The sequence below is a fragment of the Prevotella sp. C0209C1 genome, assembly GCF_056583855.1.
Genome location: NZ_JBWPJP010000012.1, coordinates 47,438 through 66,167, shown reverse-complemented (window position 1 = coordinate 66,167; position 18,730 = coordinate 47,438). Strand labels below are relative to the sequence as shown.

13 protein-coding genes and 2 tRNA genes are annotated in these 18,730 nt (G+C 37.6%); 7 read left to right on the top strand and 8 right to left on the bottom strand.

Annotation, left to right across the window (positions count from 1 at the left end; all coding sequences use genetic code 11):
• Window positions 1–151: 151 nt before the first annotated feature.
• The 5 genes from AC1DCD_RS04945 to AC1DCD_RS04925 form a co-directional block, all read right to left on the bottom strand.
• Window positions 152–233, bottom strand: a tRNA-Leu gene (locus AC1DCD_RS04945).
• Window positions 234–364: 131 nt separating this feature from the next.
• Window positions 365–1,255: a helix-turn-helix domain-containing protein gene (locus tag AC1DCD_RS04940; protein ID WP_019036475.1), complete on the bottom strand. Its 891-nt coding sequence runs from the start codon at window positions 1,253–1,255 to the stop codon at window positions 365–367.
• Window positions 1,256–1,349: 94 nt separating this feature from the next.
• Window positions 1,350–3,320, bottom strand: a complete 1,971-nt coding sequence (gene gyrB / locus AC1DCD_RS04935; RefSeq protein WP_464640587.1) for a DNA topoisomerase (ATP-hydrolyzing) subunit B — start codon at window positions 3,318–3,320, stop codon at window positions 1,350–1,352.
• A 157-nt stretch (window positions 3,321–3,477) separates the two neighbouring features.
• Complete coding sequence (gene rpsT / locus AC1DCD_RS04930) at window positions 3,478–3,732, bottom strand: 30S ribosomal protein S20 (protein ID WP_024992702.1); 255 nt, start codon at window positions 3,730–3,732, stop codon at window positions 3,478–3,480.
• 24 nt (window positions 3,733–3,756) lie between these two features.
• Window positions 3,757–3,828: transfer RNA gene (locus AC1DCD_RS04925), tRNA-Glu, on the bottom strand.
• A gap of 111 nt (window positions 3,829–3,939) precedes the next feature.
• On the opposite strand from AC1DCD_RS04925, the gene recO reads away from it, so the two are divergent.
• Complete coding sequence (recO, locus tag AC1DCD_RS04920) at window positions 3,940–4,665, top strand: DNA repair protein RecO (protein ID WP_464640589.1); 726 nt, start codon at window positions 3,940–3,942, stop codon at window positions 4,663–4,665.
• 559 nt (window positions 4,666–5,224) lie between these two features.
• The gene (locus AC1DCD_RS04915) at window positions 5,225–6,550 is read left to right on the top strand and encodes a UDP-N-acetylmuramoyl-tripeptide--D-alanyl-D-alanine ligase (RefSeq protein ID WP_308532830.1); all 1,326 of its coding nucleotides are present in this window, start codon (window positions 5,225–5,227) and stop codon (window positions 6,548–6,550) included.
• Between the two features lie 67 nt (window positions 6,551–6,617).
• On the opposite strand, the gene AC1DCD_RS04910 is transcribed toward AC1DCD_RS04915, so the two are convergent.
• From AC1DCD_RS04910 to dgt, 3 genes are read right to left on the bottom strand one after another with little or no spacing between them, the layout of a single operon-like run.
• A complete protein-coding gene (locus AC1DCD_RS04910) occupies window positions 6,618–10,025 on the bottom strand; it encodes an AAA domain-containing protein (protein ID WP_464640591.1) in 3,408 nt (1,135 codons plus the stop codon).
• Window positions 10,026–10,068: 43 nt separating this feature from the next.
• Window positions 10,069–11,055 carry a YqiA/YcfP family alpha/beta fold hydrolase gene (locus AC1DCD_RS04905; protein WP_464640593.1) on the bottom strand — a complete coding sequence of 329 codons (987 nt, stop codon included), beginning with the start codon at window positions 11,053–11,055 and terminating at the stop codon, window positions 10,069–10,071.
• Between the two features lie 9 nt (window positions 11,056–11,064).
• Window positions 11,065–12,402, bottom strand: a complete 1,338-nt coding sequence (gene dgt, locus AC1DCD_RS04900; RefSeq protein ID WP_464640655.1) for a dGTP triphosphohydrolase — start codon at window positions 12,400–12,402, stop codon at window positions 11,065–11,067.
• Between the two features lie 179 nt (window positions 12,403–12,581).
• Here dgt and dut point away from each other — a divergent pair, with 179 nt between their 5' ends.
• From dut to AC1DCD_RS04875, 5 genes are all read left to right on the top strand, one after another.
• Window positions 12,582–13,019 carry a dUTP diphosphatase gene (dut, locus tag AC1DCD_RS04895; protein ID WP_036855784.1) on the top strand — a complete coding sequence of 146 codons (438 nt, stop codon included), beginning with the start codon at window positions 12,582–12,584 and terminating at the stop codon, window positions 13,017–13,019.
• Window positions 13,020–13,067: 48 nt separating this feature from the next.
• On the top strand, window positions 13,068–14,789 hold the full coding sequence (locus AC1DCD_RS04890) for a tetratricopeptide repeat protein (RefSeq protein ID WP_197053059.1): 1,722 nt from the start codon (window positions 13,068–13,070) through the stop codon (window positions 14,787–14,789).
• A complete protein-coding gene (gene lolB1, locus AC1DCD_RS04885; RefSeq protein WP_464640596.1) occupies window positions 14,786–15,706 on the top strand; it encodes a lipoprotein insertase outer membrane protein LolB1 in 921 nt (306 codons plus the stop codon). Before AC1DCD_RS04890 ends, lolB1 begins: the two co-directional genes overlap by 4 nt.
• Window positions 15,707–17,680: a murein hydrolase activator EnvC family protein gene (locus AC1DCD_RS04880; protein ID WP_464640597.1), complete on the top strand. Its 1,974-nt coding sequence runs from the start codon at window positions 15,707–15,709 to the stop codon at window positions 17,678–17,680.
• Between the two features lie 148 nt (window positions 17,681–17,828).
• Window positions 17,829–18,704, top strand: a complete 876-nt coding sequence (locus tag AC1DCD_RS04875) for a nucleoside phosphorylase (RefSeq protein WP_060933314.1) — start codon at window positions 17,829–17,831, stop codon at window positions 18,702–18,704.
• Window positions 18,705–18,730 lie beyond the last annotated feature (26 nt).

The following is an 18,730-nucleotide window of genomic DNA, read 5'->3' as shown; positions in this document are numbered from 1 at the left end:
GATGCAAAGATAACAAATACTTATGAAATTATGTGCCTGAGAGGAGAGGGCTTGCAACTGGGTTTTACGACTGACCCTATATAGTACACTTTTAGTACGCGTCGAAAAAGAAAAATCCCTTGTAAATCATCGATTTACAAGGGATTTGCGGTACCCAGACCCGGGCTCGAACCGGGATGGATTGCTCCACTGGTGTTTGAGACCAGCGCGTCTACCTATTCCGCCATCTGGGCTTAATATTCCTATTAAAGTGGTGCAAAGTTAGGTATAAAAAATAAAATAAACAAATATTTAAGTAAAAACTTACATTACAAACAGCCTTTTATGCTATTAAATAAGAATAATAAATATCAGCTTTTAAAGTTTAGCTCCTTCTAAACTTTAAAGGACTAATACCAACATGTTCGCGGAAATATTTACCCATAAAACTTTGATTAGCAAAATGAAGCTCATTAGATATTTCTTTTACACTAAGATCGCTTGAGCGGAGAAGAACTCGTATTTCGAGCACAACATAATAATCAATCCACTCTCTTGGAGTGCGTTTACTTATGAGTTTTACTACTTCTGAAAGATACTTTGCTGTAATATTTAGCTCTCTTGCATACCACGACACACGTCGTTCTGTCTTAAAATTCTCTTGAACAGAATCCATAAATTTATTAAAAATAACCTCTGCCCTATTTTGTTTTACATTCTTAGAATGCTGTGCTTTATAGATAATGCTTCCAAAATCATAAATCATAGCACGTATCAAACAAGCAATTAATTCTCTTCTAAAAGGATGAGTACGATCTATCAGACGCTTCTTGGCACGCTTACAATGCTCTAAAATATCATCTATCTGGTCTTTAGAAATTCTAAAAACAGGGTTACTGCGCGAGAACATAAATAGAGAAGACAAGTTAGTTATACCACTAAGGATATAATGAAAGAAATCTAAAGACAACATAAAGCCAAAGCCCTTAAAATTGCTTGATAAGCAAACATCACTCACTACTTGCCCACTGGTAACAATAACAGCATCTCCAGCTTCTACATATAAGTCTTTCGTGTTAAGTTTATATTTAGCTTCGCCTGCTGTACAAATAGCAAAAAACACGCTTTGAAACCGTAAATAACCAATAGGAATAGGGACTTCTGCAATTTCTTCAAACAGGATAAACTCATCTTCGATATATCCTCCCTTTGCATATTTGCTTTTAGCATGCTCTACAGTTATCTCTTTTAAATTATCTATCTTTTTCTTCTCCATTTAAAAAAATATATATACTATAGTTTTTAAAACATTAAAATCCCTAACCATAATGATGGAAAGGGATTCTAAAATTTATTTCTTTACATAAAACTTAAGCATCAATATTTGCATAATTAGCATTTTGCTCTATAAACTCACGTCTCGGCTCTACATCATCTCCCATCAACATTGAGAAAACTTCATCTGCATCTGCAGCATTCTCTATAGTAACTTGTTTTAGAAGCCGTTTGCTAGGATCCATAGTTGTTTCCCAAAGCTGTTCGGGATTCATCTCTCCTAAACCTTTATATCTCTGCGTATGAATATTTTTACCTTCTTCACCAGCACCATATCTATCAATAAAAGCCTGACGTTGCTGCTCTGTGTAACAATACTCACTTACCTTTTTATAAGTACATTTATATAATGGTGGAGTAGCTATAAACAAATGACCTTGCTCGATGACCTTAGGCATATAACGATAAAAAAGAGTCATTATAAGAGTATCTATGTGTGAACCATCTACATCAGCATCGGTCATTATAATAATCTTATCATAACGCAGCTTTTCTATATTTGCTTCAAAATCAGAATCTTCCTCCACTCCAAAACGTACTCCTATCGACTGAATGATGTTCATTACCGATTCTGCCTCAAACACTCTATGACGCTGCACCTTTTCTACATTTAATATCTTACCACGAAGAGGCAAGATAGCTTGTGTATAACGATCGCGCCCTTGCTTAGCAGACCCACCTGCAGAATCGCCCTCTACTAAAAATATCTCACATACCTTAGGATCTTTATTAGAACAATCTGCAAGCTTACCGGGTAAGCCTCCACCAGTCATAACGTTCTTACGCTGTACGCTCTCACGAGCCTTACGGGCTGCTATTCGGGCTGTAGCTGCAATAACTACCTTATTGCAAATCATCTTAGCCTCATTAGGATGCTCTTCTAAATAAGCACTTAAAGCCTCGCCTACTGCCTGCTGAACAGCACCAGAAACCTCACTATTACCTAGCTTAGTCTTTGTCTGACCTTCAAACTGTGGCTCGGCTACCTTTACAGATATAACAGCCGTCAAACCTTCACGAAAATCTTCACCAGTAATTTCTATCTTAGCTTTTTCTATTTGCTTTGATATTTGCGCATCATTATCAGCATACGCCTTTAAAGAACGTGTCAAGGCTGTACGAAACCCTTGCAAATGAGTACCACCCTCTATAGTGTTAATATTATTTACATAAGAATGTATATTCTCTGTATAATCGGTATTATACATTATAGCAACCTCTATGGGCACACCTTGCTTCTCACTCTTGAGATAAATAACATCGTCAAATAAATGCTGACGATGACGATCTACATAACGTACATATTCTTTCAAACCATCTTTAGCATGAAAAACCTCTGTACGAGTTTTACCTGTTTCAGCGTTAAGACGAAGATCTGTTAAAGTAATTTTTATGCCAGCATTAAGATACGCAAGCTCACGCATACGACGCGCTACAACGTCCCACTGAAATACTGTTGTGGTAAAAATAGTACCGTCAGGCCAAAACTGCTGGCGAGTACCCGTCTTATCAGTATCGCCTACTATCTTTACAGGATACAAAGGCTTTCCTTTTTCATATTCTTGCTGATATATCTTCCCATCGCGAAACACCTGAGATAACATATGCTTAGATAAAGCGTTTACACAGCTAACACCTACACCATGCAAACCACCACTAACCTTATACGAACCTTTGTCAAACTTACCTCCTGCATGCAACACTGTCATTACCACCTCTAATGCACTCTTATGTAGCTTCTTATGCTCATCAACAGGGATACCACGACCGTTATCCTCCACAGTAATAGAATTGTCAGCATTTATAGTCACCTCTATGTCGGTACAATAACCAGCCATAGCCTCATCTATAGAGTTGTCTACCGTCTCGTTTATTAAGTGATGAAGACCTTTCTCACTAATGTCGCCAATGTACATAGCAGGACGCTTACGAACAGCCTCTAAGCCCTCTAATACCTGAATATTACTGGCGGAATAATTATTCTCGTGTTCTTGATTTTCTGTCATCTTTTGTTAGATTGTTCTTTTATTCTAATATGCAAAGATACTATTTTTTTCTTAGTAAAAGAACTTTTTCCTTTCTAAAAATAAATAAAAGAATTAGGGTCGTAATCATAATAGATTACAACCCTAATATATTTTCTTAGCTATGACTAATAAGTAATTAACCTAAAGAAGCAACATGCTTAGTAAGGCTCGATTTTAAATTAGCTGCCTTATTCTTATGGATAATATTAACCTTAGCAAGCTTATCTAACATCTTCTGAATAGTAGGATAAAGCTTTGTAGCCTCTTCCTTGTCTGTTAAATTACGAAACTTGCGTACTGCGTTACGCATAGTCTTTGCATAATATTTGTTATGTAGCGCCTTAACTCTATCTTGGCGTATTCTCTTCAATGATGATTTATGATTTGCCATCTTTGTAAATACTTTTATTATTAGTAGTCTCTAGGGGAATCGAACCCCTCTTGCAAGAATGAAAATCTTGTGTCCTAGCCGATAGACGAAGAGACCATTGTGCTGTTTTGCGGGTGCAAAGGTATAGCAATTATTTCATTCCTCCAAATATTTATAGCATATTTTTAATCTAACTCGTATGTTTTTTGTAATTTTGTTCATAAAAATATGCTTAGAAAGTCGAAAGCCATTGTGCTACATACCATAAAATACGGAGATTCCTCGTTAATAATCGATCTGTTAACAGAGGAAGAAGGGCGTTTAACCTTTATCGTAAAATTATCTAAAACGATGAAAGGAAAAATGAAAAAACAATATTTCCAGCCTATGACCTTATTAGACATAGAGTTCGATTTTCGCCCTAATGCTAACATGCAACACATAAAAGATATAAGAATAGACATTCCTTTCACTACAATTCCTTTTAACCCCATAAAAACGTCTATACTGCTTTTTATATCAGAATTTTTACTTTATGCTACTCGCAGCGAACAATATAACAAGACTTTATTCCAGTTTGTAAAAAAAAGCATTGAGTGGCTTGACGCTTCAGTAAGCAATTTTGCTAACTTTCATATAACCTTTATGCTACATTTAAGCAAATTTATAGGATTTTTCCCAAACCTTTCTAAACCTAAGTCATACGATTTCTTCGATCTTAGAAATGCCGAATTTTGCCAATACGCACCCATACATATAGACTACTTAAAGCCTGACGACGCTAAAACTCTCTTAAAACTATTCCGAATGAACTATAATAACATGCGCTTATTCCGTTTCTCACGCAACGAACGTAATGAAATAACTGAAACAATATTAAAATATTACACCCTACACATTCCAAGTATGCCAAAACTAAACAGCCTCACCATACTAAAAGAGCTTTTTGACTAATAAAAAAACCGCATCTTTCATGATGAAAAACGCGGAATATCGTGTAATACAAACTTTCTAAATAAAGGTTTTTACAAACCTTAAGCAGTCATCTTATTATTAACGTTTACTGCTTTTACGATTACTGCTGCTACTATTGCAACAGATGTTAAAATAATTGTCATCATAATCTTTTCCTTTCTTTTAAGAGACCCTTTGCCTCTTTATTAATATTTGTTATCCTTAATTTTTGTACTGCAAAGGTACTGCTGTTATCGCACACAACCAAGAAAAAGCATAAAAATATCTCCAAAAGCCATGTTTTATTGCCATACATCAATCCCATTAACTTACATCAAGCCTATATCACTGCATTTTTTACCCTTACTTATAAAAACCATTACCCTTAACATTATGCTTTAGTCTTTTGGTGTATTATAAACCATAGGCTAACAAAAAAAAGGAGCCAAACAGATTTATAAAATAAGGATAGGATATTTAAAACATCAAAGTTGAGTAGTTATATATACCTTTTCTCAATTATTAATTTTACCTTTGCATTAATAAAACACTGAAAGTTATGAATGCAAAACAGCTATATGAGATTTATAAACAACACCCAGTAGTAACCACAGACAGCCGCAACTGCCCTAAAGGAAGTATTTTTATAGCCTTAAAAGGTGCCTCGTTTAATGGTAATGCTTTTGCAAAAACTGCTTTAGAGAATGGTTGCAGTTATGCTATCGTTGACGAATCTAAATACGCCGAGCCTGATAATGAGAGGATTATCCTTGTTAGCGATGCGCTCATTGCTTATAAAGAGCTGGCTCGTGAGCACCGTCGAAGCATGAACATTCCCGTTATAGGCATAACGGGTACAAACGGTAAGACTACTTCTAAAGAACTTATTTCGGCAGTATTAGCAGAAAAATACAAAGTACATCATACCTTGGGCAATTATAACAACGATGTAGGGGTGCCTCGTACACTACTCGAGATGACTACCAAAGACGAGATTGCCGTTATAGAAATGGGAGCTTCTCACCCCACAGACATAAAAAAATTAGTTACCTACGTAGAGCCTACTTGTGGACTTATTACTAATGTGGGACGTGCTCATTTGGAAGGTTTTGGTAGTTTTGAAGGTGTAAAAAAGACTAAGGGCGAGCTATACGATTACTTAAAGGCACACAACGCCTTGCTCTTTCTCAATGAGAGTAATCCAGATTTGGTAGAAATGGCTACAGAACGTAATTTTGACAGAATAATAACCTATGGTCAAGATGATACTGCCGATGTAAAAGGCGAGATAATATCGTGCTGCCCTTTCTTAAAATTTTCATGGCAAGCAGCACTATCCTTAGGAACAGAACAAGTATTTTCTGCCATTTATGAAGTGCAAACAAAACTTATTGGCGCATATAATTTAGATAACATGCTTGCTGCTGTAACCATAGGCTTACATTTTGGAGTAGAGCCACATAAGATATGTCATGCCTTAGAGAGCTACACACCTACTAACAATCGCTCACAGCTCATAAAGACAAAGGACAACTATCTCATCGTAGATGCCTATAACGCTAACCCTTCAAGCATGAAAGCTGCCATTGAAAACTTCCGATTGATGGAGGTAAAAAACAAAATGGCTATACTCGGAGATATGCACGAGCTGGGTGATGCTACAGCAGAAGAACACCAGCGCATTGTAGACCAGATAGATGCAGCTAAAATAGAAAACATCTGGTTAGTAGGGGAAAACTTCGCTAAAACAAACTGCCATTTTCGTAAATTTGCTAACGTAGAAGAGGTTAAAGCTGCCATTGCTCTTAAAAAGCCAACAGAGCATTATATACTTATAAAAGGTAGCAACACTACCAAGCTCTTCGAGCTACCTAAGCTATTATAAAAAACACACAATAAGGTAAAAGGTAGCAGATAAATATATTATTATGCTTTTTTGTTAAGAGTATGTTTTATTCCGACATACTCTTACTTTCTTTATAATCTTGCATATATCCCCCCGCCTGCTTCACATGCTCTATGAGGGCTGAAAAGATAGCATTTTCTCTTAACGTAGCTTCGTTTCCTATCATAATCATTTGCTTGCGAGCACGAGTTATAGCTACATTCAGTTTGCGGTCAATAACAGTATCATTATCTTCTACAAACGTGTTTGCTGTAAGAAAATCTAATTGGTAACGCTGCTGTATAGTAAAAGAATATATTATAACATCACGCTGACTTCCTTGATACCGCTCCACAGTGTCAATACTTATTTTTTCTATACTTGGAATATTCAGCTTTTCTATCTCTTTACGTATCATAGCTATCTGGTTACGATAAGGCACTATGACGCCAATTGTTTTTTCTGCATCAAAGTAGTCGGACGCTTGATAATAAATCCGTTTAAGCAAATCTGCTACGATACGTGCTTCCTCTACGTTAGTTTTATCTGATATGTTAAGATCTCTACATGATTTTGAGGAAATAAATATCATGCGGTGAACTTTTATAAAATCGTCTATATTATCCCTACTTTGCTTTTTGTAAGGCAGATTAACCTCTTTTTGATGCTTTAGTGGTACACATTCTATCTTTTCATGAATATAAAACATTTTGTTGGGGAAAGCTGCTATATCTGGGTGCATACGTCCTTGCTTGCGAAGTGTGTCTATAAATTGTTCACGCCCGGCTTTCCGTTCTATGGATATTAAGCGTTCAAATAAAGAGATGGCGCAGCTATGAAGCCCAATGTCTTTCAATGAAGCGTCTTCCACCTTGGCATCTTGCTCGGGCTGTTGCACTATGGCAGGTAGCTGTTTATAGTCGCCTATGAGTATAAATTTTGTAATAGCAAGTTTTATTTTCTCACCTTTATCTTTTATGCTTTTTGACTTTTCTGAAAGTATCCCCACAATGTTTGGCTCAAGTATCTGGCTTGCCTCATCTATAATTGCTAAATCGAACGTCTTAAGATGGAAAATATTAGTATGAGAGGCTAACGTAGAAGTAGTACATACTATGACACGACTGCTAAAAATAATATCTTTTATATCTTTAAGCTGTGTCTTTTCAGCTATCTTCTCCGTTAGCAAATGGTCTATAAACAGCGGATTACAACTAAACTTATTACCTATACGTATATAGTCGATACCATTTTCAGAAAGCATACTACATATCTCGTCTACTGCCCTGTTAGTATATGACAACAAAAGCAGATTGCTATCAGCTTTCTCTGCCAAGGCTTCACGCACTAAAAACTGTAAAGCCATAGATGTTTTGCCTGTTCCGGGAGGTCCTACAAGGAGAAAATAATCCATGGCTTGTTTAGCCTTTAATATAATATTGTTATAGGTGGAATGATAGGAGCGTGAAAGTTTTTTTGTAAGATCTACCCTCGGAGCGCACTGACCTAAGAGAAGATCCCTTCTTTGTTTGCTTGATGTAATAAAAGTATATAGCGAGCGTAAAGCTGTATTTGCCATTACATCACTTGAGGCATGCTCTATGGCAAAGAAATCGCCTTTTATAATATCTTTGTTTTGCTGCCCATCGTTAAGTTTTACTGTTACCTCATCTAAGCGTATCTCTGTTATCACACCCTTAAAAAGAATGCTTTTCCTTACATCGGGTTCTTTCCCACGTGGGTAAGAATAGAGGTAAACCATATCGCCACGGCGAAAGTTGGGCAAAAAGTCGTCTGCCTGCGTGGGTATGTTAAGCGTTATAATATCATAGCCATTAAAGATGCCGCTCTGCTTCTTACTTTTTATAGATAGATCTGTAAATATATTCCCTGTATCCTTCTTTATAGAAAGCGGCATATTCCACAAATCTGAAGCACTATTACCCACACCTTCCTCTATCCCTACCTTACTTATTATCTGCTCCCTAATGACAAACGTTACCATACGTGTAAAGTAAGCCTTTTCTAAAGGAGTAAGAACATGAAGAGGATCAAGGGTGTTTGTCAACATTGGGAGCTTATATTCGTAAAAAAATCTGCTTGATAGTTTTTCTACATTGAGAGTTTCGGGCGTGAGATGAGGTAACACTTTTTCAAAACCATTCTGTGCTATCCAAAACTCTGTAGCTACCACTTGGTTACGATATTTTATAGCTTCAAAAGTAAGCTTTTGCAAAGACTCTATTTCTATAAGTCCATCGGGAAGAGGATATTTAGAATATAACAAGTGTATCTTTGTCTTGCGAGGACTCAAACTGAAGTTATGACTAAGTATGCCAAAATATAGTAATACTTGTACGTAGTGCTTCTCTATATGAATGGACCCGTATCTGTTACACATTCCTTTACGCTCTATATATATGTTCTTACCCGACTTCTGTTCTACAAGTAGCTGCATATCAGTGGTCATAAGGTCTACACGCCCCTGTATGCCAAGCTCCTCACATATAAAAGAAGGCTCTAAGATGGCCTTTGCTTTGTCTATACTATTAAAAAGCTCTTTTACTATTTGCTGCATATTAGCTACCTGCTGTGCTGCGTTTTGCTTAAACTCAGCACTGTCAAAATCGGTCGCGGTAGCAAAATCTAATGCCTTATCACGAAAGTTAGCGTATATGGTTTGTGATAAACTAAATGATGTTTTGTTAATAATATCATCTAAGGCTGCCCCTGCAAAATTACCCAATATGGTATATTTGTTACAAGGCCTGCTGGAAAAACGTTGTAAGGTGTATAGCAAGGGGTGATGACCATAGTCTTCAAAGCAATTGGCAATGGTAGAGATGTCTAATAGGTAATCGGGCTCTATTACTATATTACGCGGAAAGACTTTCTTCCCTTTTACATCACAATCTATTAAGTTAAGCTGCATTCCTTTACGTAATAATATAGCAAGATAAGAAAAGTCTATGTATTGTGGCGTATCCTTATAATCTACGGACAATAGTTCGTCTTCAGACTCTTGATTATGTACTGTAACATATATGAGCTTTTCGTTCCATGACCGCACGCTGCAACGTATATACTTATAGTTAGCTATGGGTAAAGAAGAGCATTGCTGTGGAGCATCGGGCAACCTGCCTGTAAGAAAATGGGGAATGTCTTGCTTAAAGATATAGGATATAAATAGTGCCAAAGACCTGCAATCGTATAGCAAGTCGTTAGGCAATATCGGAGCTATAGTGTTGCTATGGCGGCGCATACGCTGTATGGCAAGTGTCTCTTTAGGCGGAATATTATAATAACGGCATAAAGATTCTACTTGTGAAGACAGGTTGCCAAAGCTGTGGTGTGTATCTTTAAGCCCTTCGTGGCATGCTAATACAAGAGTTTCATGTAAGAGCTTATTCTGCTGCTGTGCAGTAGCTTGTAATATATCCGATACTTTTTTATATAGTTCGCCTGCATTATTCATAAACACCTATCACCTAACACGCATTCACACAAAACACTTTTTTTTACTGTCCTCCCATTCTTTCAAAAAACAAGATAATATCTTCCCATGTTTTAAAATCATCACTACCAAAAGCTATCGTTGTACCAAGAAAATTGTCCGTTTTACTTGTTGTAATAAGATAATCACCATATAGCAGTGGGATATGATTAGTAAACACCACCCTATTCCATGCAGGAGCACTAAAAACATCTTCTATCCATGCTCGCTGTTTATCTATAAAAGATATGTTATTAGTAGGAGCAGGCACAGTGAAAAAGATATTATAATATTCTTGTAGATATTCATATGCCTTGTGAAGGCTCGATTTTGGCTTCCCGTAATCGTCACTAAGAGTAGTATAATCTATAAATATTGTTTTACGCTCTCTGCCCTCTTGCCTGTCATCTATCTGCCTTATTATAGGTATTAGGTAATGATATACCACCTTTTCAAGTAGCTGATGTTCTCCATGAAAGTGTATAGCCTGCGGATAGTAATTTTCAAAAAGCTCAAAAGTATGCACCATAGGGTCCTTATCGCCAAAAAGCCCATATACGCGCGCTTGCTCTTTTTCATCAACATGCCCAAAACATTGCTGCGTCATATCACGATACTCTTTTACAAGACTCTTTGTAACAATAATTTCTTGCACACCATCTTGCCTTTTGTTAGCAAAGGTCTGCTTCCCTATCATATTGTTTTTACTCATAGTATCTCCCATCTGAAAGGCAGGATTCACTAAGATACGGTCATAGCCATATAACATCTCTGCATACATTCCCCCCATAGAAGTGCCTATGATAATATCGGGCTGCTCCTTTTTTACAAGCTCTTTAAGAAGTTCCATTGCTTCTAAAGGGTGCACAGGAAGGTCTGGAGCTATCACCGTAGCCTTAGGCATATACTCTCTTAGCAACACCGCTGTATGTGTGGAACCTGCTGAGAGAAAACCATGTACATATATTATCTTCTTCCCAGACATCAGGCTGGGATAACTTTTCTTTTCCATTCTTTTACGTTAAATAATAGGTAAACTTATTCCGTTTATCTTTTGATAAATATCTAAAGCATATATATCTGTCATACCACTTATATAATCGAGTACTGCCATAATACGTGTTTCTATATTATCGCTTTGTATGTCGTATTGTGAAGAGAAACGCCTTATAAACTGTTGGCTATGAAAATGATTAGGCTCTACCGCTGCTCCTATCAACGACTCCATCAACGTTTCCATTACCTTATAGCCCGAAAGCTCTACGTCTAACACTGTTTTGCTACGGTAAATCTTGCGCATAGACACCTCGCTACAAGCCTTATAAGCCTCACGGGGAAGCTCGTCTATATGCTCAATAAGCGAACCCTTAAAAGTGCCTGCTAATATCTTATCTTCATTTTCCACAAAAGCCCTCACACATTCTGCTTCCAATTTACCCACTGCACATGCACGAAAATATACCACTTGCTCGTTCTCATCGGTAAGATCGTCTTCCTTTATACGCTGCAAAATATCCCTTTTAGTCTGCAAATCGAAAAAGCCTAATAACAAATCTTTTGTTTCTTCAAAAGAAAGAAGTTTTAGCTTATGGGCATCTTCTATATCCATTATTTCGTAACATATATCATCGGCTGCCTCCATAAGATACACTAAAGGGTGGCGAGCATATACCACACCACTTTCATCGTCTTGCTTTTTTATAACGCCTAAATCGTCTGCAATGTGCCTATAGACTGGCTCTTCTGAAGAAAAAAAGCCAAACTTACCATGAGCACCTGCCTTTGTAGAGCTAAAAGGATACTTCACTATGCTTACAAGAGTGGTATAAGTCATTACAAAACCACCCTCCCTTCTCCCTAAAAACTTATGGGTAAGAAGCCTAAAAGCATTAGCATTACCCTCAAAATGGGTAATATCCTCCCAAAAACGAGTACTAACCTTGCCCTCTATAGACCTGCCATTACCTTCTGTAAAGAAAGACTGAATGGCTTTCTCACCACTATGACCAAAAGGAGGATTACCCATATCGTGAGCATAACATGCTGTTTGCACTATGGTACCTATTTCCTCAAATAATGTACCTATAAGCTCGGGGTGCTTTTCCTTTAAAAGATGAGCCACATCGTCGCCTAACGATTTACCCACACTTGCCACTTCTAAAGAATGGGTTAAACGATTATGTACAAAGACACTACCCGGAAGCGGAAACACCTGAGTCTTATTCTGTAACCTCCTAAAAGGAGCAGAAAAGATAAGACGGTCGCTATCACGCTTAAACTCTGAACGATCATCTTTACGCATAGTGTGCCTAACCTCTTGACCAAGACGCTTATTAGAGATAAGTTGCTGCCATTGCATGCTGTTTTGCATATTTTTCTTTTTATTTAAATTCCTATCTGAAGATGTCAAAGGACAATACAAAAGTAATTAAAATAGACTAAAAATAAGGCTTTTTGCTATTTAAAGTGCATCTTTTTGAGCTTTATTCCTTACTTTTGTACCTTATTAATAATATAAAACAGATTACTTTCTACAAAATGATAAAAGTCAGAATAATAAACAAAGGGCATCACCCACTTCCAGAATACGCCACTACACAAAGCGCAGGCTTAGACCTTCGTGCTAATATAGACACACCCATCACGATCCACCCTATGGAACGAAAAATAGTTCCGACAGGGCTTTTCATAGCTCTCCCTGTAGGCTATGAGGCACAAATACGCCCTCGAAGCGGTTTAGCTTTAAAGCATGGCATCACTGTTTTAAACTCGCCAGGGACTATAGATGCCGACTATCGTGGGGAACTGATGGTACTACTAATTAATTTTTCCTCTGAAAGCTTTACTATTAACGATGGCGAACGTATAGCTCAAATGGTAGTAGCCAAACATGAACAAGTGGCGTTTGAGCAGGTAGAAGTGCTCGACGAAACAGAACGTGGAGCTGGCGGCTATGGGCATACTGGCATAAAATAATATTTATTCTACAACATACTCTTTAAAATATTAGGACTAATAGCCATAATGATAAAAAGATATTTCATACACAGAGTAATGTTTTTTGTGTTCTTCTTATGTAATATTACATGCTTAAAGGCACAAGAAAAAGACAGCTTACAACACTATAACTATTTCTTTTTAGAAGGCATCTGCCAAGAGCAAAAAGGCTATCAAAGTGCAGCTTTCGACATGTTTAATAGAGCTTTAGAGCTAAACCCTAAAGCTGCAGAGGTCTATTATAAGCTCGCAAGCTATTATTTCCAGTTAAAAGACACCATTACTACACGCCAATATTTAGCCAAAGCAGCTAAAATAGACCCTCAAAACGACACTTTTCAAGAACGTCTGGCACAGGTATGCACTGCTCAAAAAGACTATGACGATGCCATAAATGCTTATGAACGCCTTTATGCCATTAACAAAACACGCATAGACGTATTGCAAGCATTGCTACAGCTATATGCACAGAAAGATAACAAGAAAATGATGATAGATGTGTTAAACCGTTTAGAGCTTGTTAACGGAACCAGCGAACAGCTATCACTAAGCAAAATGCAGATATATGAAGAGATGGGCGATAAGAATAAAGAATATGAAGAACTAAAAAAGCTGGTAGATAATCACCCATTAGAGCTAAACTACAAGGTAATGTTAGGTAACTGGTTTTTTAACAAAGGGAAAAGAAAAGAAGCACTTGCCATTTACAAAGCCGTATTAAAAGAAGACCCTCAGCAAACTGCAGCCAAGCTATCTTTGGTAGATTATTATAATGCCATTAAAGACAACAACAACGCAGAGGCTTTAGTAGAGGATATATTGCTATCTCAAAAGACAGATACTGATATAAAAATGGCTGTTCTAAGACAATATATTAACATCTATCAAACATCTAACACTAAAGACAGTAAAAAGATATTACACCTTTTTGATAAAGCCCTAACTCCACCACAGAGTAGTGCAGACATCTATATGCTTAAAGCGGCTTTCATGGATATTATAAAAATGCCAAACGATTCTATTGACAACATATACCAAAAAGTATTACAAATAGAGCCTGACAATGTGCCTGCACGAATCAATCTGATATACAATATATGGAACAAACACCTATTTGATAAGGTTATAGAGCTTTGTAAGGCAGCACAGCTATATAACCCTACAGAAATGGTTTTCTACTATTTCCAAGGCTCTGCCTTATATCAAAAACACAAAAACGATGAAGCCTTAGAGGCTTTTAAAAAAGGTGTTACACAAATAAAACCAGACAGCAAACCCGACATCGTGTCCGACTTCTATGCCATTATGGGCGACATTCTTTACGAAAAAGGATTAACCACAGAGGCTTTCAATGCTTATGACAGCTGTCTTAGCTGGAAGCCTGATAATTACCTTGCCCTTAACAACTACGCTTTCTACCTTAGCCAGACAGGTAAAAACCTATCAAAGGCAGAAAGCATGAGCTATAAAACCATTAAGGCAGAACCTAAAAACGGCATATACCTTGACACGTATGCGTGGATATTATTTAAGCTAAAAAGATACGAAGAAGCTAAAATATACATTGAACAAGCAATGAGAAACTATACAAAACAAGATAAAACAGTACTTGAACATGCTGGAGACATTTATAGCATGACAGGAAATACTGATAAGGCTATTGAGTTTTGGAAAAAGTCGCTCGAAGAAGGTAATAATAACGATATATTAAAACAAAAGTTACAAACAAGAAAATACATAGCAAAATGAAGTTTTACAAAATAATAATAGCTACCACTACGGTAGTAACGCTTTTTGCTTGTGGCACAAAGAAAAACATAGAAAGGCAAGCAAAGATCTTACCTGCCAACAGTAGCCATGCCACTACTAACGTTAAAACTAATCATGATGATATTAGCAGGCAAAGGTCTGTGAGCTTCCTACAAAAAGTTTATGAACAAAATCTGTATCAAAAAAATTTAGTTTCCAATCTTACCTTTACACTAACACGTAATGGCAACAGCATATCTGTACCGGGAATACTTCGTATGCGTAAAAACGAAGTTATAAGGCTACAACTACTTATACCATTACTACGTAGCGAAGTGGGAAGAATAGAGTTTACTAAAGACTATGTACTCTTCATGGATCGCATTCATAAGCAGTATGTTAAAGCTAACTATAATGATATAAACTTCTTACGTAATAATGGCATAAACTTTTACTCTCTGCAGGCTCTCTTTTGGAACGAACTCTTTATGCCAACAAATAAATATATAAACAAATACCATATACCAAACTTTGACGTAAAGGCAACTACTCTTCAAGCCCTACAAAGCACAACGCCCATTACTCTAAAAGACGGCAAAATTACTTATACATGGCTTATTTCGAACATCTCTAACCACATAAACAAAACACAAGCCATATACCATGGCTCTAACAACTCCACTTCTACACTCTCTTGGGAATACTCTTCATTCACTCCTTTTGGCTCAAAACTCTTTCCTGCCTTACACTATATCACCCTTAACACTACTATAGCTAATAAGAAAAACAACATTAACATAAAACTTAGCTTAGAAGGATTTAGCGATAAAAACAATTGGGACACAATAACAACACCTTCCTCTTCTTACTCAAGAGTAAAGGCTGAAGACATTCTTAAAACATTAATAAACCTATAAATGAAACGATTTTCAATATCTATCATATTTCTTACTCTTTCATTAATTGCTCTCTTTGCACAAAAAACACATACGCAAATAAAGCAAAAAACAACTAATGAAACATCGCAGAAAACACAAAAAAAGGCTATTAAAAAGATTCCTGCAGCACCAAAGCCTACAATAGAAAAGCTACATAACACCGAAAAAAAGGTAAAAAACATAGCTAAAAAAACTACAAACATTACCCTACGAGCAATATCAAAAAAGCCCGCAGAACAACATTCCTCCCTTAAAGCAAAGCCCACCTCTAACCACTTAAAGGGAAAGGCTGCAAAAAAGGAAAAACAAAATATCAGCCACGAAAAAGGCAAAAAGGCTAACATAAGATATATTACAACATCAGCCATTAAAGATTTGCGAGAGAAAAACCAAGCCATACAAAAAGAAATACAGGAAAACGAGTTGCAGGTAAAGAAAAAACAAAAAGACGTTGATCAGCGCTTGCAAAAGATAATGCTATTAGATACTGAAATAGGACAACAACAAAAGACCATTGACCAAATAGCTACCGACGTAAAAGGCATAAATGGCAACATAGAAGTGTTAAAAGGACAATTAAAGTCGCTTCAAACACAGCTAACAGAACGCCGCAAAAAGTTTATACTATCCATGCGTTATATGGCACGCCATCGTAGTATACAAGACAAGATAATGTTTATCTTCTCTGCAAAAAGCCTTTCACAGATGTATAGGCGATTGCGCTTCGTACGTGAATATGCTTCATATCAGCGCGCACAAGGAGAGCTCTTAAAAGCTAAACAAGCACAGGTAGATAACAAGCATATACAGCTAAAACAAGTACGGGTGCAGAAATACACCTTATTATATAAAGACAGGCAGGCTCATGCACAGATGCAAAGCAAACGCTTAGAACAGCAACAAGTGGTAAACTCTCTAAAAAAAGATCAGCAAACATTACAAACCGTCATAGCACAACGCCGCAAAACGCAGCAGACCATAAACGCACAGATAGACAAGCTGGTAGCTATAGAAATACAAAAAGCACGCATACGAGCACAAGCCGAAGCACGAGCACAAGCTGCCGCACGGGCTGCCGCAGCTAAGAAAAGAGCCGAGGATATGGCACGCAAAAGAGAAGCTGCCATAAAAGCGGCACAAGAGAATGCACGCCGCGTGGCTGAAGCCAAAGCACGAGAGGCTAAGGCTAAAGCTATGGCAGAAGCTGCTGCAAGAGCGGCTGAAAAAGAAAGAAGGGAAGCTGCCGAAAAGGCAGAGAAAGCACGACAGGAAGCTGAGAAGGCACGACAGGCTGCTTTACAAGAAGCATCTGCACGCAGAGAAGCAGCACGCAAAAAAGCTGAAGACGCCGAACGCAAAGCTAAAGAAGCACAGCAACGAGCAGAAGAAAAGGCAGCTGCAGAAAAAGCTTTTGCCTACCAGCAAGCACGTGAGGCAGAGGCTAACCGTATAGCTGCAGAGCGTAAAGCCGCAGCCGACAAACAACGCGCTGCACGCGAAGCAGAGGCTGCCCGAAAGGCTAACACCGCCGACAATAGCCTTACCAATGCTGACCGTGCCATGACAGGTAGTTTTGCTAACAACAGAGGACGCTTGCCCATGCCTATGACTGGCAAAATAGTTACACACTTCGGACAATATAACGTTGCAGGCATGAGTAATATTCGCCTCAACAGCAACGGTATAAACATAAAAGGAGCAGCTGGCAGCCCCGTACGTAGCGTCTTTATGGGAGAGGTAAGCGGAATATTCAATGCAGGAGGGTCTACTATAGTTATGGTACGACACGGCATTTACATCTCCGTTTACTGTAATCTTGCTAACGTTAGCGTACATCGTGGACAAAACGTAGGTACTGGGCAGACACTGGGAACAGTAAACTCTACCGGGGTGCTACACTTCCAGTTACGTAAAGAAACTGCAAAACTTAACCCAGAACAATGGATACGATAGCTTTACAGAGATTCCTTTACAAAAAAGGCTAACACTAATTGTGGAAAAAGTGATTAATAAATATGTTTTTTTATATGGAAATGTTATTGCCATATCAGATAAAAAATCTTATCTTTGTAAATTATAAATATATTAAAACCACATATCTATGAAAAAGAAATTTTTTGCTCCTTCCGAATTAATTATCAATGAAGACGGAAGTATTTTTCACTTACACGTAAAGCCAGAGGATCTTGCTGACAAGGTAGTCTTAGTGGGAGATCCAGGTCGTGTAGTGCTGGTGGCATCTCATTTTGAAAAAGTAGAGAGTGAGGCCAGTAGCCGTGAATTTCGTACAGTAACTGGTATATATAAAGGAAAACGCATTACCGTAGTAAGTACAGGTATAGGCTGTGATAATATAGATATTGTAGTAAATGAGCTTGACGCGCTTGCTAATATCGATTTTAAGACACGAGAGGAAAAAGACAACCTTCGCAGCCTTACCCTTGTAAGGATAGGTACATGTGGCGGATTACAGCCTAACACGCCTGTAGGCACATATATAGCTTCGCAAAAGAGCATAGGCTTCGACGGCTTACTCAATTTTTATGCTCGGCGCAATGAAGTTTGCGATTTAGACTTTGAGCGCGAATTTAAAAGACAAGTAAAATGGGACAACCAGCTTGGCAATCCATACGTAGTTAGTTCTAATACAGAGCTAATAGAAAACATTGCCAAGGAAGATATGGTACGTGGCGTAACCATAGCCTGTGGTGGTTTCTTCGGGCCACAAGGGCGTGAGCTTAGGCTACCACTACAAGACCCTAAGCTTAATGAAAAGATAGAGTCCTTTGAGTATAAAGGCTTGCGTGTTACCAATTTTGAGATGGAGTCGTCAGCCTTAGCAGGGCTTTCTCTATTAATGGGGCATAAGGCTTTAACATGCTGTATGGTAATAGCTAACAGGTTAGCAAAAGAAGCTAATAGCGCATATAAGAACACCATAGATGGGCTTATAGAAAAAGTGCTTGACAGAATATAACCCTCACTGCCCATTTAACACTTTGC

Coding starts and splice junctions, on each gene's coding strand:
- AC1DCD_RS04910 (WP_464640591.1), bottom strand. CDS start 10,025: ATGAATAATGCAGGCGAACTATATAAAAAAGTATCGGATATATTACAA.
- dgt (WP_464640655.1), bottom strand. CDS start 12,402: ATGCAATGGCAGCAACTTATCTCTAATAAGCGTCTTGGTCAAGAGGTT.
- dut (WP_036855784.1), top strand. CDS start 12,582: ATGATAAAAGTCAGAATAATAAACAAAGGGCATCACCCACTTCCAGAA.
- gyrB (WP_464640587.1), bottom strand. CDS start 3,320: ATGACAGAAAATCAAGAACACGAGAATAATTATTCCGCCAGTAATATT.
- recO (WP_464640589.1), top strand. CDS start 3,940: ATGCTTAGAAAGTCGAAAGCCATTGTGCTACATACCATAAAATACGGA.
- AC1DCD_RS04905 (WP_464640593.1), bottom strand. CDS start 11,055: ATGGAAAAGAAAAGTTATCCCAGCCTGATGTCTGGGAAGAAGATAATA.
- AC1DCD_RS04875 (WP_060933314.1), top strand. CDS start 17,829: ATGAAAAAGAAATTTTTTGCTCCTTCCGAATTAATTATCAATGAAGAC.
- AC1DCD_RS04890 (WP_197053059.1), top strand. CDS start 13,068: ATGATAAAAAGATATTTCATACACAGAGTAATGTTTTTTGTGTTCTTC.
- rpsT (WP_024992702.1), bottom strand. CDS start 3,732: ATGGCAAATCATAAATCATCATTGAAGAGAATACGCCAAGATAGAGTT.
- AC1DCD_RS04940 (WP_019036475.1), bottom strand. CDS start 1,255: ATGGAGAAGAAAAAGATAGATAATTTAAAAGAGATAACTGTAGAGCAT.
- lolB1 (WP_464640596.1), top strand. CDS start 14,786: ATGAAGTTTTACAAAATAATAATAGCTACCACTACGGTAGTAACGCTT.
- AC1DCD_RS04915 (WP_308532830.1), top strand. CDS start 5,225: ATGAATGCAAAACAGCTATATGAGATTTATAAACAACACCCAGTAGTA.
- AC1DCD_RS04880 (WP_464640597.1), top strand. CDS start 15,707: ATGAAACGATTTTCAATATCTATCATATTTCTTACTCTTTCATTAATT.